This window comes from Pseudomonas sp. Pf153 (genome assembly GCF_001269775.1).
In the GTDB taxonomy this organism is placed as follows: domain Bacteria; phylum Pseudomonadota; class Gammaproteobacteria; order Pseudomonadales; family Pseudomonadaceae; genus Aquipseudomonas; species Aquipseudomonas uvaldensis.
The window spans coordinates 332,446-353,730 of the sequence record NZ_LHVL01000018.1; the positions used below are offsets into that span (position 1 = coordinate 332,446).

Annotated in this window: 20 protein-coding genes; 12 read left to right on the forward strand and 8 right to left on the reverse strand. The window is 62.1% G+C overall.

The annotated features are described in order from the left end of the window. The first annotated feature begins 55 nt into the window (after positions 1-55). The 4 genes from der to AD666_RS13670 all read left to right on the forward strand — a co-directional run bounded on the left by der (position 56) and on the right by AD666_RS13670 (position 4,219). Positions 56-1,528, forward strand: a complete 1,473-nt coding sequence (gene der, locus AD666_RS13655) for a ribosome biogenesis GTPase Der (protein WP_053152553.1) — start codon at positions 56-58, stop codon at positions 1,526-1,528. Between the two features lie 291 nt (positions 1,529-1,819). Continuing rightward, positions 1,820-2,968, forward strand: a complete 1,149-nt coding sequence (locus tag AD666_RS13660; RefSeq protein ID WP_053152555.1) for a pyridoxal phosphate-dependent aminotransferase — start codon at positions 1,820-1,822, stop codon at positions 2,966-2,968. Then, positions 2,956-3,747: an amidohydrolase gene (locus AD666_RS13665; protein ID WP_053153244.1), complete on the forward strand. Its 792-nt coding sequence runs from the start codon at positions 2,956-2,958 to the stop codon at positions 3,745-3,747. Before AD666_RS13660 ends, AD666_RS13665 begins: the two co-directional genes overlap by 13 nt. Before the next feature lie 67 nt (positions 3,748-3,814). After that, complete coding sequence (locus tag AD666_RS13670; RefSeq protein WP_053152557.1) at positions 3,815-4,219, forward strand: hypothetical protein; 405 nt, start codon at positions 3,815-3,817, stop codon at positions 4,217-4,219. A gap of 188 nt (positions 4,220-4,407) precedes the next feature. Here the strand turns inward: AD666_RS13670 and leuA are convergent, their stop codons facing one another. The 3 genes from leuA to xseA form a co-directional block, all read right to left on the reverse strand. Continuing rightward, positions 4,408-6,087 carry a 2-isopropylmalate synthase gene (leuA, locus tag AD666_RS13675; RefSeq protein ID WP_053152560.1) on the reverse strand — a complete coding sequence of 560 codons (1,680 nt, stop codon included), beginning with the start codon at positions 6,085-6,087 and terminating at the stop codon, positions 4,408-4,410. A 437-nt stretch (positions 6,088-6,524) separates the two neighbouring features. Beyond that, a complete protein-coding gene (locus AD666_RS13680) occupies positions 6,525-7,346 on the reverse strand; it encodes a M23 family metallopeptidase (protein WP_053152562.1) in 822 nt (273 codons plus the stop codon). A gap of 3 nt (positions 7,347-7,349) precedes the next feature. Continuing rightward, positions 7,350-8,729, reverse strand: a complete 1,380-nt coding sequence (gene xseA, locus AD666_RS13685; protein ID WP_053152564.1) for an exodeoxyribonuclease VII large subunit — start codon at positions 8,727-8,729, stop codon at positions 7,350-7,352. A gap of 215 nt (positions 8,730-8,944) precedes the next feature. On the opposite strand from xseA, the gene AD666_RS13690 reads away from it, so the two are divergent. The 4 genes from AD666_RS13690 (at position 8,945) to guaA (ending at position 13,613) form a co-directional block, all read left to right on the forward strand. After that, positions 8,945-9,712 carry a sulfite exporter TauE/SafE family protein gene (locus AD666_RS13690; RefSeq protein ID WP_053152565.1) on the forward strand — a complete coding sequence of 256 codons (768 nt, stop codon included), beginning with the start codon at positions 8,945-8,947 and terminating at the stop codon, positions 9,710-9,712. Between the two features lie 68 nt (positions 9,713-9,780). Next, a complete protein-coding gene (locus AD666_RS13695; protein WP_053152568.1) occupies positions 9,781-10,329 on the forward strand; it encodes a sugar ABC transporter ATPase in 549 nt (182 codons plus the stop codon). A 157-nt stretch (positions 10,330-10,486) separates the two neighbouring features. Further along, complete coding sequence (guaB, locus tag AD666_RS13700; RefSeq protein ID WP_053152570.1) at positions 10,487-11,956, forward strand: IMP dehydrogenase; 1,470 nt, start codon at positions 10,487-10,489, stop codon at positions 11,954-11,956. A gap of 79 nt (positions 11,957-12,035) precedes the next feature. Further along, the gene (gene guaA / locus AD666_RS13705) at positions 12,036-13,613 is read left to right on the forward strand and encodes a glutamine-hydrolyzing GMP synthase (RefSeq protein WP_053152572.1); all 1,578 of its coding nucleotides are present in this window, start codon (positions 12,036-12,038) and stop codon (positions 13,611-13,613) included. A gap of 69 nt (positions 13,614-13,682) precedes the next feature. On the opposite strand, the gene AD666_RS13710 is transcribed toward guaA, so the two are convergent. Beyond that, positions 13,683-14,342: a TetR/AcrR family transcriptional regulator gene (locus AD666_RS13710; RefSeq protein ID WP_053152574.1), complete on the reverse strand. Its 660-nt coding sequence runs from the start codon at positions 14,340-14,342 to the stop codon at positions 13,683-13,685. A 106-nt stretch (positions 14,343-14,448) separates the two neighbouring features. Between AD666_RS13710 and AD666_RS13715 the strand changes: the two genes are divergently transcribed. The 4 genes from AD666_RS13715 to tadA all read left to right on the forward strand — a co-directional run bounded on the left by AD666_RS13715 (position 14,449) and on the right by tadA (position 18,229). Then, positions 14,449-15,342 (forward strand): NAD(P)/FAD-dependent oxidoreductase, encoded by an 894-nt coding sequence (locus tag AD666_RS13715; protein ID WP_053152576.1) that lies wholly within the window; start codon positions 14,449-14,451, stop codon positions 15,340-15,342. 39 nt (positions 15,343-15,381) lie between these two features. Then, positions 15,382-16,245 carry a class I SAM-dependent methyltransferase gene (locus AD666_RS13720; protein ID WP_053152578.1) on the forward strand — a complete coding sequence of 288 codons (864 nt, stop codon included), beginning with the start codon at positions 15,382-15,384 and terminating at the stop codon, positions 16,243-16,245. A 110-nt stretch (positions 16,246-16,355) separates the two neighbouring features. Further along, positions 16,356-17,732, forward strand: coding sequence for a multicopper oxidase family protein (locus AD666_RS13725; protein WP_053152580.1), 1,377 nt, complete (start codon positions 16,356-16,358; stop codon positions 17,730-17,732). Beyond that, on the forward strand, positions 17,732-18,229 hold the full coding sequence (gene tadA / locus AD666_RS13730) for a tRNA adenosine(34) deaminase TadA (RefSeq protein WP_053152582.1): 498 nt from the start codon (positions 17,732-17,734) through the stop codon (positions 18,227-18,229). The genes AD666_RS13725 and tadA overlap by 1 nt, the downstream gene beginning before the upstream one ends. Positions 18,230-18,257: 28 nt before the next feature. Here the strand turns inward: tadA and cmoB are convergent, their stop codons facing one another. From cmoB to AD666_RS13750, 4 genes are all read right to left on the reverse strand, one after another. Next, positions 18,258-19,214, reverse strand: a complete 957-nt coding sequence (cmoB, locus tag AD666_RS13735; RefSeq protein WP_053152584.1) for a tRNA 5-methoxyuridine(34)/uridine 5-oxyacetic acid(34) synthase CmoB — start codon at positions 19,212-19,214, stop codon at positions 18,258-18,260. Beyond that, on the reverse strand, positions 19,211-19,954 hold the full coding sequence (cmoA, locus tag AD666_RS13740; protein ID WP_053152585.1) for a carboxy-S-adenosyl-L-methionine synthase CmoA: 744 nt from the start codon (positions 19,952-19,954) through the stop codon (positions 19,211-19,213). Before cmoA ends, cmoB begins: the two co-directional genes overlap by 4 nt. Before the next feature lie 86 nt (positions 19,955-20,040). After that, on the reverse strand, positions 20,041-20,709 hold the full coding sequence (locus AD666_RS13745; RefSeq protein WP_053152587.1) for a lysoplasmalogenase: 669 nt from the start codon (positions 20,707-20,709) through the stop codon (positions 20,041-20,043). A gap of 2 nt (positions 20,710-20,711) precedes the next feature. Next, positions 20,712-21,104, reverse strand: coding sequence for a protease inhibitor I42 family protein (locus AD666_RS13750; protein ID WP_053152589.1), 393 nt, complete (start codon positions 21,102-21,104; stop codon positions 20,712-20,714). Positions 21,105-21,285: the final 181 nt, after the last annotated feature.

The following is a 21,285-nucleotide window of genomic DNA, read 5'->3' on the forward strand; positions in this document are numbered from 1 at the left end:
GCCGCTGCCTCGCAGCGGCTTTTGTATTTTCTGAAATAACGAAGTGGAGAGCCGCATGGTTCCCGTAATCGCCCTGGTGGGCCGACCGAACGTCGGCAAGTCCACCTTGTTCAATCGCCTGACCAGGACTCGCGACGCCATTGTCGGCGACTTGTCCGGTCTGACCCGTGATCGCCAGTACGGTGAGGCCAAGTGGCAAGGGCGTACCTACATTCTGATCGACACCGGCGGCATCTCCGGTGACGAACACGGTATGGACGAGAAAATGGCCGAGCAATCGCTGCTGGCCATTGAAGAAGCGGATGTTGTGCTGTTCCTGGTAGACGCCAAGGCCGGTTTTACCGCTGCCGACCAGATGATCGCCGAGCATTTGCGCAAACGTAACAAGCGCTCCCATGTGGTCGCCAACAAGGTCGACAACATTGACCCGGACATGGCCCGCGCCGAGTTCGCGCCATTGGGCATGGGCCAGGCGATTCCGATTGCCGGTGCCCACGGTCGCGGTATCAGCCAGTTGCTGGAAGTTGCCCTGGCGGATTTCCCGAAAGACGATGAAGACGAGCCCGAAGAGGGCGAGGAAGAAATCGTTGCCGAAGGCGAGGAAGCCAAGCGCATTCCGGGCCCGAGCGAAAAGGACGGGATCAAGATCGCGATCATCGGCCGCCCGAACGTGGGCAAGTCGACGCTGGTCAACCGCATGCTCGGCGAAGACCGGGTCATCGTGTACGACCAGCCCGGCACCACCCGCGACAGTATCTACATCCCGTTCGAACGTAACGACGAGAAGTACACGCTGATCGACACCGCCGGTGTGCGCAAGCGCGGCAAGATCCACGAAGAAGTCGAAAAGTTCTCCGTGGTCAAGACGCTGCAGGCCATCAAGGACGCCAACGTGGTGATCTTCGTGATGGACGCCCGCGAAGGCGTGGTCGATCACGACCTGAACCTGCTGGGCTTTGCCCTGGAAGCCGGGCGTGCGCTGGTCATCGCCATCAACAAGTGGGACGGCATGACCCCGAGCGAACGCGATTACGTGAAGGTCGAATTGCAGCGCCGGCTGTTTTTCGTCGACTTCGCCGATATCCATTTCATCTCGGCGTTGCACGGCACAGGCGTGGGCAACCTCTACGCGTCGGTGCAGAACTCGTTCAAGTCGGCGGTCACCCGCTGGCCGACCAATCGCCTGACCCAGATCCTGGAAGATGCGGTCAGCGAGCACGCGCCACCGATGGTCAACAACCGCCGGATCAAGCTGCGCTACGCTCACTTGGGCGGCGCCAACCCGCCGATCATCGTGATCCACGGCAACCAGATCGAGAAAGTGCCCAAGTCGTACGTGCGTTACCTGGAGAACACCTATCGCCGCGTCCTGAAGTTGGTCGGCACGCCGATCCGCATCGAGTTCAAGGGCGGCGAGAACCCGTACGAAGGCAACAAGAACACGCTCACCGACCGTCAGGTCAACAAGAAGCGCCGCTTGATGTCCCACCACAAGAAGGCCGAGAAGAAGCGCCGGGACAAGCGCTGATCGAAAGCCTGCGCCGACCCCCTGTGGCAGCAAGGCCTGCTGGAGTGAGGATGTGGGAGCAATGCTGTGGGAGCAAGGCTTGCCCGCGATGAACGATGACGCGGTCCAACTATTGCACCGCGGTGTAGCTATCGCGGGCAAGCCTTGCTCCCACAGGACGCACTTGCACCATGTGTGACAGTGGCATGAAAAAGGGTGCCCACCGGCACCCTTTTTCATGCCCGGCGATTGGGCTATCCTCGACCTCTCCCGCGCCGCGCCAGAGCCGGGTGCAGACGCAGAGAAGCCTTGATGATCACCAGCAAGTTGCCGAATGTCGGCATCACGATTTTCACCCAGATGTCCCAGCTTGCCGCACAGACCGGTGCGCTGAACCTGTCCCAAGGCTTCCCCGACTTCGATGGACCGCAGGCCTTGCGCGATGCGGTGGGCCGGCATATCGCTCAGGGCCATAACCAGTACTCACCCATGACCGGCCTGCCGGCCCTGCGTCAGCAGATCGCGGCGAAGATTGCCCGCAGCTACGGTGCCGGTGTCGATGCCGATCAGGAAGTCACCGTGACCCCTGGCGCGACCCAGGCGATTTTCTGCGCCATCGCGGCGGTGGTCCAAAGCGGCGACGAAGTGATCGTATTCGATCCCAGCTATGACAGTTACGAACCCGCCGTCCAACTGGCCGGTGGGCGTTGCGTGCACGTTCAACTGGGCCTGGATGACTTTGCCATCGATTTCCAGAAGCTCGGCGAAGCGCTCAGCCCGCGTACGCGCATGATCATTCTCAACACGCCGCACAACCCCAGTGGCGCCCTGATCAGCCGCGCCGAACTGGACCAGTTGGCAGCGCTGATCCGTGATCGCGACATCTATCTGGTCAGCGACGAGGTCTATGAACACCTGGTGTTCGACGGCGTGCCCCATGTCAGCGTCCTGGCCCATGAGGAGCTGTATCAGCGGGCTTTTGTGATCAGTTCGTTCGGCAAGACCTATCACGTCACCGGCTGGAAGACCGGCTACGTCGTGGCGCCACCGGCCCTGACGGCCGAGCTGCGCAAAGTGCACCAGTACGTCAGCTTCTGCGGCGTCACGCCCTTGCAGTATGCCCTGGCCGACTACATGGCCGATCATCCGGAACATGTCGAACAATTGCCCGGCTTCTACCAGGCCAAGCGCGACCTGTTTTGCGATCTGCTGGCCCCGTCGCGTTTCAGCTTCAAGCGGGTGGCCGGCACTTATTTCCAGTTGGTGGACTACTCCCGGATCCGCCCGGACCTGAACGACGTCGACATGGCAGTCTGGATGACCCGCGAGCACGGTGTGGCGGCGATTCCGGTGTCGGTGTTCTACCAGAACCCACCTCAAGGCCAGCGCCTGGTGCGGCTGTGCTTTGCCAAACGTGAGGAGACGCTGCGCGAAGCGGCGCAAAAGCTATGCGTGATCTGAGTGCGTTGCCCAATCTCAATGTGGCGTTGATCCAGACCACCCTGGCGTGGCATGACCGCGAGGCCAACCTCGAACATTTCGAAGGCTTGCTGGAACAGGCAAGCGGCGCGGACTTGGTCATCCTGCCGGAGATGTTCACCACCGGTTTCTCCATGGAGTCCGAGGCGCTCGCGGAGCCGGAGCAGGGGCCCACCAGCGTGTGGCTCCGGACCCAGGCATCGCGGCTGGACGCGGTGATCACCGGCAGCCTGATCGTCCAGGCCGCCGACGGCAGCCACCGCAATCGCCTGCTCTGGGCCCGACCGGACGGCGAAGTGCTGCATTACGACAAACGTCATCTGTTCCGCATGGCCGGCGAGCACAACCACTACACGCCGGGCGACCGCCAGGTGCTGTTTGAGCTCAAGGGCTGGAGGGTTCGCCCGCTGATTTGCTACGACCTGCGTTTCCCGGCCTGGAGTCGTGACGCCGAGGACACCGACCTGCTGTTGTACACAGCCAACTGGCCGGGCGCCCGGCGCCTGCATTGGAACCGCCTGCTGCCGGCACGGGCGATCGAAAACCTGTGTTATGTGGCGGCGGTGAACCGCATCGGCACCGACGGCAAGGGTTTCGCCTACGCCGGTGATAGCCAGGTGCTGGATTTCCAGGGCGAAACCTTGCTCAGCGTAGGGGAGGCCGACGGCGTATTCATGGTGAGTCTGAATGCGGCGGATCTGGCGGCGTATCGCACGCGTTTCCCGGCGAACCTGGATGCCGACCGATTCGAATTCATCTGATTGAAACGATTCAGCCCTCAAGAAGTGTCAGGGCAGGCCGATAAACGGGCAGCCAAGGAGAACACTTATGACCACTATCAGCGCAACGATTGCTAGCCCTTACGCGATGTCGACGCCTAAAGTCTCGATCAAAGGGGCGACTGACGATACGACTGCATCGACGAAGGCCGGCAGCGAAAAGGAAACGTCACTGAAGGTCGATACCAGCGGCGCCAACGTCGCCGGTGCACCCGCCAGCAAGGGGGTGGATATCATCGAGCAGATCAAGAAGCAGATCGAGCAGACCGAAAAGCTGTTGGCCCAACAGCAAGCGCAGTTGGCCCGCGTGCAGAAGAGCCAGGCCAGTGAAGAGCAGAAGGCTCAGCAGGCAATGGCTATCCAGACCCAGATCATGGGCACCCAGGCTGCCTTGCAGACCCTGCGCGGCGCGTTGTTGCAGGCTATGACGGTTGGGGTTGATACCCACGCCTGAGATGCTTGTCGTCTGGTAGGGCCCTTTCGCGAGCAAGCCCGCTCCCACAGTGGATCCGTGATCATCACAAATCCCATGTGGGAGCGGGCTTGCCCGCGAAGAGGCCAGAACAATCAGCATAAAACTACCGGCCAAACAAAAGGCCCCAAGGTTCGCACCTAGGGGCCTTTTTGCATGTCAGCGATGGATCAAGCCGCTTTGGCCTCAGGCTGGCTCAGGGAACGGTTCAGTGCACTGAACAGCGCCTTGAAGCTGGCGGTGGTGATGTTTTCATCGATGCCCACGCCGTGCACCGGACGCTCGCCGTTGACGCGCAGTTCGATGTACGCCGCCGCCTTGGCGTTGGTGCCGGCGCCGATGGCGTGTTCGTTGTAGTCCATGATTTCCACGGGAATCGGCAGGCCGGCCACCAGGGCTTCCAGCGCACCGTTACCCTTGCCGCGCCAGTGCAGGTTGGTTTCGCCCTGGCCTTTGCTGGCCACTTCCACTTCCACGGCGCTGTGGCCGTTTTCTTCCTGCAGGCGATGGCTGACCAGCGCATACGGGGTGTTGGCTTGCAGATACTCGCGTTGCAGCAGGCTGTGGATCTGCTGGGCAGTCATCTCCAGGCCCAGGCGATCGGTTTCGCGTTGCACCACCTGGCTGAATTCGATCTGCATGCGACGTGGCAGGCTGATGCCGTATTCCTGCTCCAGCAGGTAGGCGATGCCGCCCTTGCCCGACTGGCTGTTGACGCGAATCACCGCCTCGTAACTGCGGCCGATGTCGGCCGGGTCGATCGGCAGGTACGGCACTTCCCAGAGAGCGTCCGGTTTCTGCTGGGCGAAGCCCTTGCGGATAGCGTCCTGGTGAGAGCCGGAGAACGCGGTGTGGACCAGGTCACCAACGTATGGATGACGTGGGTGGACCGGAATCTGGTTGCACTCTTCGACCACTTTGCGCACGCCGTCGATGTCGGAGAAGTCGAGTTCAGGGTCGACGCCCTGGGTGTAGAGGTTCAGGGCCACGGTCACCAGGTCGACGTTGCCGGTGCGCTCGCCGTTGCCGAACAGGCAGCCTTCGACACGGTCGGCGCCGGCCATCAGGCCCAGCTCGGTGGCGGCTACGCCGGTGCCACGGTCGTTGTGGGTGTGCAGGCTGATGAGCACGCTGTCACGGCGGTTGATGTTGCGGTGGAACCACTCGATCTGGTCGGCGTAGACGTTCGGGGTGGCGACCTCCACGGTGGCCGGCAGGTTGAGGATCACCTTGCGCTCGGGCGTCGGGTTCCACACTTCGATCACGGCGTCGCAGACTTCCTTGGCGAACTCCAGCTCAGTGGCGCTGAAGGTCTCCGGCGAGTACTCGAACTGCCATTGGGTTTCCGGCTGCTGGGCGGCGTATTTGACGAACAGCTTGGCCGCGTTCACCGCGATTTCCTTCACGCCTTCCTTGTCCTGGTTGAACACGATACGGCGGAACGATGGGCTGGTGGCGTTGTAGAGGTGAACGATGGCTTTCTTCGCGCCGCGCAGGGATTCGAAGGTACGGGCGATCAGGTCTTCACGGGCCTGGGTCAGCACCTGGATGGTGGTGTCGTCCGGGATGTGGCCTTCCTCGATGAGGGTGCGCACAAAGTCGAAGTCGGTCTGCGAGGCAGCTGGGAACGACGCTTCGATTTCCTTGACGCCAACGGCGACCAGGGTTTTCCAGAAGCGCAGCTTCTTGACCGCGTCCATCGGCTCGATCAGCGATTGGTTGCCGTCACGCAGGTCTGAACTGCACCAGATCGGCGCGGTGGTGATGGTCTTCGACGGCCAGGTGCGATCCGGCAGGTTGATGGTCGGGAACGCACGGTATTTGGAAGACGGGTCTTTGAGCATGCTCATGAGCGGAATCCTTTATTATCGTGGCCGGAAAAAGGCGGCCTGCCGGTGGTTCGAAGGGGTGGCTTCACAGCCTGGACGAGGTGACGCGAGTCAGCCCGGCAGTCGTGCGCTGACGAGGCACAGACTGCGGTGCTGGCGAAGCTGGATGAGGGTGTGAGAGGTTTTCATGCCCTCAACCCTAACCGCGTGGGGGAAGGATCGCAAGCAGTCGGGAAAAATTGAGAGAAGTTTTGCTTTGGGAAGGTTTGGCGAGATTTAATCGCGTATTCCGGCGGGAATTGTAGTTTTATTGCGTCTATGTTTCTGGCTTGGCAATCCTTGAGTATCGGGTGATACAGCTGAAGCCTTCGCGAGCAAGCCCGCTCCCACAGGTGCAGTGTTGATCTTTGTGGGAGCGGGCTTGCTCGCGACGAGGCCAGTAGCCGTACCACAATTCTTCAGGGCTGAAACGCCCCAATGAAAATCGCCGGATCCACCCGCGCATCGTTCAGGCTGACATTCCAATGCATATGCGGCCCCGTCGCCCGACCGGTGGAGCCGACCTTGCCCACCACCGTGCCTCGTGCCAGTTGTTGGCCGACTTTCACATCGATCTTCGACATGTGGCAGAACATGCTGATGAAACCCTGGCCGTGGTCGACGAACACGGTGTTGCCATTGAAGAAGAAATTGCCGGTGAGGATCACCTTGCCAGCTGCCGGTGTCTTGATCGGCGTACCGGCGGGGACGGCGAAGTCCAGGCCGGCATGGGGGTTGCGCTCTTCACCGTTGAAGAAGCGGCGCACGCCGAACTTGCTCGACAGCGGGCCATCCACCGGTTTGTCCAGCAGTAGGTTGCTCGGGATGTTCGGGCTGAAGCTGCGGTAGGCCTTCAACTGCACGGCCATTTCGGCGTCGATGCGCTTGAGGTCCGCCGGGTTCGGGTTGACCTGGCGCTTGTTCTTCAACGTGATGTGCTGCTCAGGATACTTTTTATAGCCGACCACGAATGGCTGGATGCTGCCGCCACTCTTGATCTGCTGGGTGCCGGGCTGGACCGTCAGCGGAATGCCGACAATCGCCAGCCAGTTTTGCTGTTCCTTGACCACCAGCAACGGCTTGCCCAGGTAAGTGGCTTTCGGCGCCTGGGGCGCATTGCCCAGATCGACCACGGCCACGCCGCCGGGTACCGGTTTGTTCAACAGGCGGGTGATGTAGCTGTCGGCGTGGGCGTTGAAGGTCAGGCAGAGCAACAGCAGTGGCGCCAGGAATCGCGACATCGATCAATCCAGTAAAGAAAGGGTGACGGGAGTCAGGTGGTTGTCTTCGACGCGCACCAGCAGTTCGCCTTTGCCGAGACGGGCGGTCAAGCGCTGGCCGGTCTGGGTCTGGCCAGCGCTGCGGATCGCGTGGCCTCGTTCGTCCAGCAGGATGCTGTAGCCGCGGCCGAGGGTCGCCAGGGGGCTGACGATGTGCAGGGTCTGCATCTGGTTCTGCAATTGCAGACGTCGTGCTTTCAGGCCTTCATTCATGGCCCGGGGCAGGCGGGTGGCGAGGCTGTCCAGGCGATGGCGCAGCAACGCCAGTTGTCGACCGGGATGTTGTCCGGCCAGGCGGGTTTCCAGACGGATCAGTCGTTCGCGGCGGGTATCGAGGCTGCGCTCGAAGGCCCGGCGCAGACGCATGTCCAGGTCGTCGAGGCGCTGGGCCTGCTGGCGCAGGCGCTCGCCCGGATGGCGCAGGCGTCGCATGAGGCCTTCGAGGCGCAGTTGATCGCGCATCAGGCGGTCGCGCATGCGCATCACCAATCGGCGGTGCAGGCTTTCGACCCGGCGCACCAGATCGCCGGCATCCGGCGCAAGCAATTCAGCGGCGGCGGAGGGCGTGGGAGCACGCATGTCGGCGACGAAATCACTGATGGACACGTCGGTTTCATGGCCGACGGCGCTGACGATGGGCGTGACGCAGGCATCCACCGCCCGAGCCACGGCTTCCTCGTTGAAGCACCACAGGTCTTCCAGCGAACCGCCGCCCCGGGCCAGGATCAGCGCATCGAAGCCCCGCGCGTCTGCCAATTTCAAGGCGCGGACGATCTGTGCAGTGGCCTCGCGGCCCTGGACGGCGGTAGGGATCAGCGTCAGAGAGATTTGCGGCGCGCGGCGGCGGAAGACGCTGATGATGTCGCGGATTACCGCACCGGTGGGCGAGCTGATGATGCCGATACGTTGCGGATGGGCCGGCAATGGGACTTTACGCTCGGCGCTGAACAGGCCCTCGGCACTGAGTTTTTCCTTCAGGGCATCGAAGGCCAGGCGCAGGGCGCCATCGCCGGCCGGCTCCACGGTGTCGAGGATCAGTTGATAGTCGCCACGGCCCTCGAACAGCGAGACCTTGCCGCGCACCTTGACGGCCAGCCCGTCCTTCAACGCCTGGCGTACCCGCGCGGCGTTCTGCCGGAACAGTGCGCAACGCACCTGGGCGCCGCTGTCCTTGAGGGTGAAATACACATGGCCGGAGGCCGGCCGGGCCAGGTTGGAAATCTCGCCCTCGACCCAGATGTTGCTGAACACGTCTTCAAGCAACACCCGCGCACGGCCGTTGAGCTGGCTGACAGTCAGGACCTCTCGGTCCAGGCCCAGTCGGGCAAAGGGATCTTTAATCATGGGCGGCATGATAAGGGCATTTGTGGCTCAAGCTCCATGTGTCGAGACAATTAGACCGAGTCGTCCTCTTCGCGAGCAAGCCCGCTCCCACCCGTACAGTGTCGATCCTGTGGGAGCGGGCTTGCTCGCGAAAGCGACGGTACAGCCATCATAAATGCTGGATAAGCCACTGACCTCTGGCTAAAGTCGCCGCTTCGTCAGCAAGGAAGTGCCGGATGAATCTTCTGCCGTGGTTGGGCCAGTGGGCCTTCGCTCCAATGGATTGGCTGGTCATCGGCCTCGCCATTGCCCTGGCTTACATCGTGTTCGGCATCGCCGGGTTCGGTACGGCACTGGTGGCCGCGCCGATCCTGTTGCTGTTCATGCCGTTGTCGAAGATCGTGCCGCTGCTGGTGCTGATGGACTTTGTCGCCGCGTTCGGCAACCTGCTGCCTTCACGCCGGGATGTGGCCCGGCCGGAGCTGCTTCGGCTATTGCCGTGCATGGCGGTGGGCTGCACCCTCGGGGTGATTTTCCTGCTCAACCTCAAGTCCGATCTGTTGCTATTGTTGATGGGCCTGTTCATCAGTACCTATGCGATCTACAGCCTGTGGATAAAGGCCCGGCCCGCGCAACTGTCGGCCCTGTGGGCGATTCCGATGGGCACGGTGGGCGGATTGTTCGGAGCCTTGTTCGGCAGCGGTGGCTTCTTGTATGCCATCTACCTGAACAGTCGGCTGCCCAAGGAGCCTGCACGCGCCACTCAAAGTGCGCTGATCAGCTGCAGCACCGTGGTGCGGCTGAGTCTGTTCGCTGTCGCAGGCGTGTATGCCGAACTACCCTTGTTGCTACTGGCGCTGTGTTTGTTGCCGGCCATGGCGCTGGGTTTGTGGATAGGGCGTCACTTGACCATGAGGATGTCCCGCGAGGCGTTCGTGCGTCTGGTAACCTGGCTGGTTCTCGCCAGCGGCATCGCCTTGATCATGCGATACCTGAGCGCTTGACCTGGCTCGGCCAGGGATTAAGCTGCCGGCCTCCCATCGCACCGCAACGCATACCGCCAGGCCGTACCATGAATTCGCAAAGCATCATCGTTCCGAGAATTTCCACGCTGCCGGTCCACGAACCTCGGGCCCGGGCCATCCTTCGCTGGTTGGTGCGCAAGAATATCGTCGAGGAACAACTGACCACGTGCGGACGCACCGGCAATCGCATGGGCCATGCCATCGCCCCGGGTGCCCGCGAGGTAGTCCTGCATCCCGACGTCTTGCCGTTCGGCGGCGCGATCAATGGTCTGGAGATCATCACCAAGCGCTGCATCTATACACCGGCCAAGGGTTTTCTCGAAGAAGCCGGTTGCCCCGAATGCCGCAAGGAAATCGGCGAGGCGCTGTTCGAAAGCCTGGAAGACTGGATGCCGGGCCGCACCGACAATTTCATCTGCCCTGAATGCGGTCATGAAGACGATATTAATGGGTTCCTGTTCTTGCAACCGTGCGCCTTTTCGAACCTGGGGTTCATTTTCAACAACTGGCTGGAGGCGGGGTTCAAGCAAGCGTTTCTGGATGAATTTGCCGATTGGCTGGATCAGCCGGTGAGTTGGGTGCGGGTGGAGCTGTAGAGCGATTGGTTACTCCCACAGTGATGTATGCAGGTAGCCAGGTGGTGTTCCAGCCCATCAATCAGCCCGCTAATAATAGACAGAGTTTTACATTGAGCCCGGCGGGGTGCATGAGTATAATGGCGCGCTTCCATTTTCCCGCTCGGGAGCCCCCGCGATGCTGCGTATCAGCCAAGAAGCCCTGACCTTCGACGACATTCTCCTAGTGCCCGGTTATTCCGAGGTGCTGCCTAACGAAGTCAGTCTCAAAACCCGTCTTACCCGTGGCATCGAGCTGAATATCCCACTGGTTTCCGCCGCCATGGACACCGTGACCGAAGCCCGTCTGGCCATCGCCATGGCCCAGGAAGGCGGTATCGGTATCATCCACAAGAACATGACCATCGAACAGCAGGCCGCCGAAGTGCGCAAGGTCAAGCGGTTCGAGGCTGGCGTAGTCAAGGATCCGATCACCATCGAGGCTGATGCCACGGTGCGCGATCTGTTCGAACTGACCCGCATGCACAACATCTCCGGCGTTCCGGTGCTGCACGATGGCGACCTGGTCGGCATCGTCACCTCCCGCGACGTGCGTTTCGAGAATCGCCTGGACGCCACCGTCCGCCAGGTCATGACGCCGAAAGAGCGCCTGGTCACGGTCAAGGAAGGCACCAGCAAGGACGAAGTCCGTGAATTGCTGCACAAGCACCGCATCGAGCGTGTGCTGATCGTCGATGACAAATTCACCCTCAAGGGCATGATGACCGTCAACGACATCGAAAAAGCCAAGGCCTACCCGCTGGCCAGCAAAGACGACCAAGGTCGCCTGCGCGTCGGTGCCGCAGTCGGCACCGGCAAGGACACCGGTGATCGCGTCGCCGCTCTGGTCAATGCCGGCGTGGACGTGGTTGTCGTCGATACCGCCCACGGTCATTCCAAAGGAGTGATCGACCGCGTTCGCTGGGTCAAGCAGAACTTCCCTGACGTGCAGGTGATCGGCGGCAACATCGCCACCGGCGCCGCTGCCAAGGCACTGGCCGAAGCCGGCGCCGACGCGGTCAAGGTCGGTATCGGCCCTGGCTCGATCTGCACCACCCGTATCGTCGCCGGTGTCGGCGTGCCGCAGATCAGCGCCATTGCCAACGTCGCCGCAGCCCTTGAAGGCACTGGTATCCCGTTGATTGCCGACGGTGGCATCCGTTTCTCCGGTGACCTGTCCAAGGCCATCGTGGCCGGTGCCTACAGCGTGATGATGGGTTCCATGTTCGCCGGTACCGAAGAGGCACCAGGCGAGATCGAACTGTTCCAGGGTCGCAGCTACAAGGCTTACCGCGGCATGGGCTCGCTGGGCGCGATGTCCCAGGCCCAGGGCTCTTCCGACCGCTACTTCCAGGACTCCTCCGCGGGGGCCGAGAAGCTGGTACCGGAAGGCATCGAAGGTCGCGTACCGTACAAAGGCACCCTGACCGCCATCATTCACCAGTTGATGGGCGGCCTGCGTTCTTCCATGGGCTACACCGGTAGCGCCAACATCGAAGAAATGCGCACCAAGCCTGAGTTCGTACGCATCACCGGTGCCGGCATGGCCGAGTCCCATGTCCACGACGTGCAGATCACCAAGGAAGCGCCGAACTACCGCGTAGGTTAAGGCCTTCAGCAAAAACGTAATCACCGGGGCTGTTCATTCAGCCCCGAGTTGTTTCTGATTCCCTACATGAGAATGAGTCATGGCCCTCGACATTCACGCTCACCGCATCCTGATCCTCGACTTCGGTTCCCAGTACACCCAACTGATTGCTCGCCGCGTGCGTGAAATCGGCGTGTACTGCGAACTGCATCCGTTCGACATGGATGATGAAGCGATTCGCGAATTCGCGCCCAAAGGCGTCATCCTCGCCGGCGGCCCCGAGTCCGTGCACGAAGCCAACAGCCCGCGTTGCCCGCAAGCGGTGTTCGACCTGGGCGTGCCGGTCTTCGGCATCTGCTACGGCATGCAGACCATGGCCGAGCAACTGGGCGGCAAAGTAGAAGGGTCCGACCTGCGTGAGTTCGGTTATGCCCGTGTCGACGTGGTCGGCAAGAGCCGCCTGCTGGACGGTATCGAAGACCACATCGACGCCGACGGCCTGTTCGGCCTGGACGTGTGGATGAGCCATGGTGACAAGGTCACCAAGATGCCGGAAGACTTCCATATCCTGGCCAGCACCCCGAGCTGCCCGATCGCCGGCATGTTCAACGATGATCGCCGGTACTACGGCGTGCAGTTCCATCCCGAAGTGACCCACACCAAGCAGGGCGGCCGCATCCTGTCGCGCTTTATCCTCGATATCTGTGGTTGCGAAGCCCTGTGGACGCCGTCGCACATTGCTGAAGACGCCATCGCCAGCATCCGCGCCCAAGTCGGTACCGACAACGTGCTGCTGGGCTTGTCCGGCGGCGTCGACTCTTCGGTGGTTGCCGCGCTGCTGCACAAGGCCATCGGTGATCAGCTGACCTGCGTTTTTGTCGACAACGGCCTGCTGCGCCTGCACGAAGGCGAGCAAGTGATGGCCATGTTCGCCGAGAACATGGGCGTCAAGGTGATCCGCGCCAACGCCGAGGAACAGTTCCTGGCCAACCTGGCCGGCGAGTCCGACCCGGAGAAGAAGCGCAAGATCATCGGCCGGACCTTCATCGACGTGTTCGACGCCGAATCCTGCAAGCTGGACAACATCAAGTACCTGGCCCAGGGCACCATCTACCCCGACGTGATCGAGTCGGCCGGCGCCAAGAGCGGCAAGGCCCACGTGATCAAGTCTCACCACAACGTCGGCGGCCTGCCGGAAGAAATGAACCTCAAGCTGGTCGAGCCGCTGCGCGAGCTGTTCAAGGACGAAGTCCGTCGCCTGGGCCTGGAACTGGGCCTGCCGTACGACATGGTCTACCGCCACCCATTCCCCGGCCCAGGCCTGGGCGTGCGGATTCTCGGTGAAGTGAAGAAGGAATACGCCGACCTGCTGCGTCGCGCCGACCACATCTTCATCGAAGAACTGCGCAAAGCCGACTGGTACCACAAGGTCAGCCAGGCATTCGTGGTGTTCCAGCCGGTGAAATCGGTCGGCGTGGTGGGCGATGGCCGCCGTTACGCCTGGGTCGTGGCCCTGCGTGCCGTGGAAACCATCGACTTCATGACCGCCCGCTGGGCGCACCTGCCGTACGAGCTGCTGGAGACCGTTTCCGGGCGGATCATCAATGAGATCGACGGCATCTCCCGCGTGACGTATGACGTGTCGAGCAAGCCGCCTGCGACGATTGAGTGGGAATGATCCTGCGTCCGGCATAGGCCGGCAGCAAGGAGCACCTCTAAGCCCGCGTAATGCGGGCTTTTTGCATTTTTAGCCTGGCGCTGTCTGATTGTCGGCAGCTCGCGTCGCGTGTGCGGCGATAAACATGGCGACGGCCGACCGGCAGTAGGATTCGATTTCGTTATCGTCCTCTGCTCTCGCTTCATCGAAGCGGGCGATGTTCAAGAGATCGGATCCTTTGATCAGTGCGGCAAACAAGCGGGCGGACTGGCGAGGATCGGGCACATTCAAAATCGCCTTCGCATGCAACTGACGCAACAGGATTTCGATCTGGGCAATGACATAGGCGGGGCCGGCTTCGTACTGGCGCTTGCTTAACGACGCTTGGTTCGTCTTGTCGGCCATGATCATGGCTTCGACACTGCGCACGTCCGGGTTCAACAGCGTGCGAAGCAGGATTGATCCCACCGCCATGAGTTGGTCTTCGGCCGAACCGTCGACGCCTTCAAAAAGGGCCTGTGGTGCAAACTGATGGCAGCGGGTCGCGATGGCCGCGCTGAACAGCGCCTCCTTGTTCTCGAAGTGCCGGTAGATGCTTAGCTTGGATATCTTCGCCCGCTGGGCGACTTTGTCCATGGTCGTCGCCTGAAACCCCAATTCCACGAAAAGTTCGAACGCGGCGTCGATGATCGTCTGGCCAAGCGCCTCGTTGACGGGTCGGCCGCGCCGGTTCTGGCTGTTTTCAGTCATAAAATTCCAGTACTTGACAGTATCGTAATCCTTGGATTATGGTACTTCAAAGTATCTTAAAGCTGCAAGCCAATCTCCCTTTGTCCACAGCGCGGAGCCCATCACCATGAATGACGTCATCATTATCGGCGGCAGCTTTGCCGGTCTTGCCGCCGCCTTGCAGCTCGGCCGTGCCCGACGCAAGGTCACCGTTCTCGACACCGGACTGCCGCGTAATCGCTTCGCCGACCATTCGCATGGCCTGCTCGGCCACGATCACAAGTCACCGCTGGAGATACTGGCCGAGGCGCGGCAGCAGCTGGCGCGCTACCCCACGGTCCAATTGGTCAATGCCCGGGCCGAGAGCGTCTCCGGCGCCATCGACGATTTTTCCGTGCTCACTGGCGATGGCGAAAGCCTCAGGGCGCGTCGTTTGATCCTGAGCTATGGCGTCGTCGACCAGATGCCTGAAGTTTCCGGCTTTGCCGACGGCTGGGGCTCCTCCATCGTGCCCTGCCCCTATTGCGATGGCTTTGAAGTTGCCGGCAGGCATTGGGGCCTCGTCTGGTCCGGCCCGCAGTCGCACACTTATGTCAGGCTGTACCACGACTGGACCGACACATTGACGGTCTTTGCCAATGGGCATGACATGCCACCCGACGTTCGGGCCGATCTGGCGCGTCGCGGCGTCCCTGTCGTCGATGGCCGGATCACCGAAATCGACCATAACGAGAGCCATAACACCACCGTCAGGCTCGACGCCGGCCCTTCTGTCGCGGTCGACATCTTGTTCGCCCATCCGCGCAACACGCCGTCCGCGAGGCTGCATGAATCACTGGGCCTCGCCACGGTGGATACGCCCTTCGGCATTGCCCTTAAGGTCGACGAGCGCCGCGAAACCAGCATGCCCGGCATTTACGCCGCGGGCGATCTCGCCAATCCCCTCATGGCCTCCGTCACCCAGGCAATAGCGCACGGCGCGACGGCGGGTATCTCCGCTCAGCAATCGATGTTGGTTTGAAAGCGCAGATTCTCTTCTCGGACAGTACGAGGAAATGTCATGACAGAGCAAAAAGCCTATCAGGTCGCCGACTGGAATGGCCAAAGCGGAGAGTATTGGGCCGTCAACCAGGCCCGGCTCGACGCCATGTTTGCAGCATTTGGCCAGGCCGCGATCGAAGCCGCCGTGCCCGCGACGGGTGAGCGTGTACTGGACGTCGGCTGTGGCGCGGGCGCATCGAGTCTGGATCTGGCCGCCCGCGTCGGCGCGGGCGGCCAAGTGCTGGGCGTGGACATATCCGAGCCGTTGATCGGTCGTGCGCGCGCGCTTGCGCCACAGGACACGCCGGTCCTGTTCCATGTGGCCGACGCCAGCAGCGACGAGCTGCCCGAGGGCGCGTTCGACATCCTGTTCTCGCGTTTCGGCGTGATGTTCTTCGACGATCCGACAGCGGCGTTCACTCATATGCGACGCGCGCTCCGACCGGGCGGGCGGGTCGCTTTCGTCTGCTGGCGCGGCGTGGCCGAGAATGATTGGGTGCGTCTGCCCATGATAGCGATCAAGGACATTGTCCCGTTGCCCGCGCCCCCCGGTCCCGAAGCGCCCGGCCCATTCTCGTTCGGCGACCGGGGGCGCGTGGAGCGCATCCTGACGGCGGCCGGCTTCACCGATATCACTATCGCGCCCTTCGATGCTTCCATCTCGTTCGGCCAAGGCGAGACTCGGGACGCGGCGATCGACGACGCGGTGAAGATGGCATTCGAAGGTGGCCCGCTGTCGCTTGTGCTCGCGGATCAGCCCGACGACATCCGCGCCCACGCCTGGGCCGCGGTTCGCGCCGCCTTCGCGGGTCTCCCCGGCGAACGGTCGGTGGTGATTGACGGCGCGGCATGGATTGTCACGGCACGCAAACCGGCGAGCTGACATTACTTATCCGCGACAATCCTTCACTTAATATTTCTCAAGTGCAGGTGTATCGTATTCGCCTTTTGCGGGCCCACCGGTCCGTCGCGGATTCAGAGGTAGTTGCGTACATGTCCTTCACCCGTCGCCAAATACTCGGAGGCCTGGTCGGTCTTGTTGTCGTGGGCGTAGGCGCGGGAGGCGCATCGCGGTATTGGTTGGGTAAGCGGGCGGATGCCGACGCTGGCCATGACTATGAGTTGATCGCGGCGCCCCTGGATGTCGAGTTGGTGGCCGGGCACAAGACCCAGGCTTGGGCGTTCGGCCCGTCGGCGCCGGGCACTGAGTTGCGGGTGCGCCAAGGCGAGTGGCTGCGGGTGCGCTTCATCAACCACCTGCCGGTGGCGACCACGATCCATTGGCACGGCATCCGCCTGCCACTGGAAATGGACGGTGTGCCGTATGTCTCGCAACTCCCGGTGCTGCCGGGGGAATACTTCGATTACAAGTTCCGTGTGCCGGACGCCGGCAGCTATTGGTATCACCCGCACGTCAACAGCAGCGAAGAGCTCGGGCGGGGGCTGGTGGGGCCATTGATCGTCGAGGAACGCGAGCCCACCGGGTTCAAGTACGAGCAGACCCTGAGCCTCAAGAGCTGGCATGTGGACGAGCAAGGTCAGTTCGTTGAATTCAGCATTCCCCGTGAAGCCGCCCGTGGTGGTACGGCTGGGCGTCTGGCGACGATCAACGGCGTGCCGCAGGCGGTGATCGACCTGCCTGCCGGGCAGATTACCCGGGTACGCTTGCTCAACCTGGACAACACGCTGACCTACCGCATCAACATTCCAGGTGTCGAAGCACAGATCTACGCCTTGGACGGCAATCCCGTCGATCCCCGGCCGCTGGGCAAGGAATACTGGCTCGGCCCGGGCATGCGCATCTGCCTGGCGATCAAGGCACCACCGGCCGGGCAAGAACTGTCGTTGCGCAATGGCCCGGTGCGACTGGGCACCCTGCGTTCGGTGCCCAACAACGATGCGCCCACCGCCTGGCCGCCCGCGCTGCCGGCCAACCCGGTGTCAGAGCCGGACCTGGCCAATGCCGAGAAACTCAACTTCAATTTCGAGTGGGTCGGTTCGGTGTCGGTCAATGTGGACAACGGCAAGCCGCCGAGTCTGTGGCAGATCAACGGCAAAGCCTGGGACATTACCGACAAGACCTGCGCTGATCGGCCGATCGCCACGCTGAAGAAAGGCCAGAGTTACATTTTCGAATTGAAGAACATGACCCAGTACCAGCACCCGATCCATCTGCACGGAATGAGCTTCAAGGTGATCGCGTCCAATCGGCACAAGGTCATTCCCTACTTCACCGACACCTACCTGCTGGGCAAGAACGAGCGGGCACAGGTGGCGTTGGTGGCGGATAACCCTGGGGTATGGATGTTCCACTGCCACGTGATCGATCACATGGAAACCGGCCTGATGGCCGCCATCGAGGTGGCGTGATGCGCCAGATTCGTCCCGCCCGGATCATCGACCGCAGCCGTGACCAGGACTTCATGCGCGAAGCCCTGGCCCTCGCCGCGCAAGGTGCGGCCCTGGGCGAGGTGCCGGTGGGGGCGGTGCTGGTGCAGGATGGCGAGATCATTGGCCGCGGTTTCAATTGCCCGATCAGCGGCCACGACCCGAGTGCTCATGCGGAAATGGTCGCCATCCGCGCCGCGGCCCAGGCCGTGAGCAACTATCGCCTGCCCGGCAGTACGCTCTACGTCACGCTGGAACCGTGCAGCATGTGCGCCGGCCTGATCGTCCACTCACGCATTGCCCGAGTCGTCTACGGCGCCCTGGAACCCAAGGCCGGTATCGTTCAGAGCCAAGGACAGTTCTTCAGCCAGGGTTTCCTGAATCACCGAGTGATGTTCGAGGGTGGGGTACTGGCTGAGGAATGCAGCACGGTGCTGAGCGAGTTTTTCAAGGCGCGTAGAGCCAAACCGGCAGACTGAAACAGGGTTTTGGGGTTATTTGGACTATTTATTTACGCGCCACAATCACCGCCCGCATCGGCGCCGGCAGGCCTTCGATGGTCTTGCTGTGGTCCTCGGGGTCGAGGAAGTCACTCAGTGATTGATACTTCATCCACTCCGTGCTGCGCTGTTCCTCGACGGTGGTCAGGCTCACGTCCACACACCGCACGTCGCTGAACCCGGCCCGGCGCAGCCAGCGCTCCAGGGCTGGAACCGACGGCAGGAACCAGACGTTACGCATCTGCGCGTAGCGGTCTTCGGGCACCAGTACCTGGTGCTCGTCGCCCTCGATTACCAGGGTTTCCAGTACCAGCTCACCACCCTTCACCAAGCAGTCTTTCAAGGCCAGCAAATGCTCGATCGGCGAGCGGCGGTGGTAGAACACGCCCATGGAAAACACCGTATCGAAGCCTTCGAGGTCCGGCGGCAGATCTTCGAAGGGGAACGGCAGGTGCCAGGCGTTGGGCTGCGAAAGGTAGCGCTGCACCGCCTGGAACTGGCAGAAGAACAGCCAATTGGGGTCGACGCCGATTACGGTGTCGGCCCCGGCCCCCAGCATTCGCCACATGTAGTAGCCGTTACCGCATCCCACGTCGAGAATGCGCTTGCCCTTGAGGTCCAGGTGCGGTGCCACCCGTGACCACTTCCAGTCCGAACGCCATTCGGTGTCCACGTGCACGCCGAACAGATCGAACGGGCCTTTGCGCCATGGGGAAAGGCCCATCAGGGCGGTGCGCATCTGGGCGCGGGTTTCATCGCTGCAATCGGTGTCGAGCGTCAGACTGTTCAGCAGGTCGACCCGGGTCGGTTGCAGCGACGGCAGGGCATCCAGGGCGTTCTGCCAGCGTTCGAGATCGCCATGGCCTTTATGCATCTTGATATCGAGCTGCGACTGCAGCGTCGCGGCCCAGTCGGCCAGGGGGGTACCGGCCAGACGGCGGGCGAGGGGAGACAGATCGATCATGGCAGGGCAATCAACGAGGCGAAGTTAAGACACTGGAACCACGGCACGACTTTCGAGAACCCGGCCGCCAGCAGGCGTTCGCGGTGTTCTTCGAGGCTGTCGGGCTTCATGACATTTTCGATGGCGCTGCGCTTCTGGGCGATTTCCAGTTCGCTGTAGCCATTCGCACGCTTGAACGCCACGTGCAGGTCGGTGAGCAGGGCGTGTTCCTCGGGGTCGTTGAAACGCAGTTTTTCCGAGAGAATCAGGGCGCCACCGGGCAACAGGGATTGGCGGATTCGGCTCAGCAGCTCGGTGCGCTGCGGCCGCGGAATGAATTGCAGGGTGAAGTTCAGCGCGACCACCGAAGCCGGCTGGAAGTCCAGGGCCAGGATGTCGCCTTCAATGACTTCCACCGGCAGCAGCTCCTGGAACATCGAGTTCTGGCCGTTGAGGTATTCGCGGCAGCGCTCCACCATGGCCGCCGAGTTATCCACAGCGATCACCCGACAACCGTCGGTGCGCACATGGCGGCGCAACGCCTGGGTCACCGCGCCCAGGGACGCCCCCAAGTCATAGAGGACGCTGCCCGGCTGGGCGAACTGCGCGGCGAGTACGCCAAGATTTTCGACAATGGTCGGGTAGCCTGGTACCGAACGCTTGATCATGTCTGGAAACACCCGCACCACGTCCTCGTTGAACGCGAAGTCAGGCACTTGGGCCAGGGGTTGGGCGAATAGGCGGTCGGACTCTTTGCTCACGGCGATTCCAGCGGCATGGGTGGTGAAAAGGCCGGCATTTTAACCAAAAAAGCTGCGGGAGCGAGCTTGCTCGCGACGGCGACGGATCAGCTTGCCGACAGACCGCTATCGCCAGTGGTTCGGCAGGACTTGCGGGGGAAAGCCGAGGCGGTGATGCCCCACTGGCCTAGCCAGTAACTGATGATGATCAGGTAAGGCGCAGCGGGGAAGGGGGTCACGAACCGGTCGATGCCGATCAGGCTGTCGGAAAAGACGAACGCCAGCGCTCCCGCAGCGGCCAGCCACGCCGAGCGCTTGGGTACCGCACCACCCAGGCGTGCCAGGGCTCGCCAGAGCATGGCGCTGATGGCCAGGCCGTAGACAATCACTGGAACCAGCAACGGCCCGAGGCCGCTGGATATCAGGATCCCCAACAACACCGCGCCGATGCCCAAGGCCAGGGCCAGCGTAAGCAATGCGGGCTGGCGGCAATCGCTGAGGTAGGCTTTCAGGTAGGCCAGGTGCGCCAGGAGAAACGCGCCAAGGCCGAACACGAACAAGTCGCCCGGCCACGCCAGCAGCACATCGCCCGCCAGCGAAAAAATCAGCCCCAGACTGATCCCGCGTCGATAGTCGCCGGGCGGCGCGTCGTGCAGCCAGCCCAGCAGCGCCAACACCGGCATCGGCTTGACCAGCAGGCACAGCAGCGAGGCATGCACGCTCAGGCCATACAGGTAGGTGGCCGCTCCCATCAGAGCGAGGATCAGCCAGCCCATGCTCATTTCACCGCGATAGCGCAGTCGAAGGTCTCCACGGGCGGCACTTCAGGGGCCCAGGGCTGTTGATAAGTCAGGCGCAGCCGGCCGGTGCCCAGGTTGAATGCCTGGAAGCGCCAGGTTGAAACCCCGGCAGCTCCGACGATGCCGGCGTCCTCCGGGTTGCGGTATACCTCGGGGCCCAGTGCTTTCAGAACACCGCCGGCCGAATCCTGGACTGCCCAGCGATAACCGGTGCTGGGATTGCTGGGCAGGCTCAGGATCAGGTTCTGTCCGTTGTTGAGCCGAACCGGGCATTCGCTCAGCTTTTCCACGGTCACGTTGTGTTTCGACTGCGTGGCGCAGGCGCTCAGCAAGACGAGGCTCAAGGGGACGAGCAGGCGGGTGGGGGACATAGGGGCTCCGGCGTTCACGACGAATGGGGAGCATAACCGAAGATGCTACTAGGTGTGTCAGGTGAGCAGGGGTTGTGGCTGATGACGTTTTCGCGGGCAAGCCCGCTCCCACAGGGTATTTGTGGTGTTCACAGCATTTGTGATCCACACCAAACCCTGTGGGAGCGAGCCTGCTCGCGAT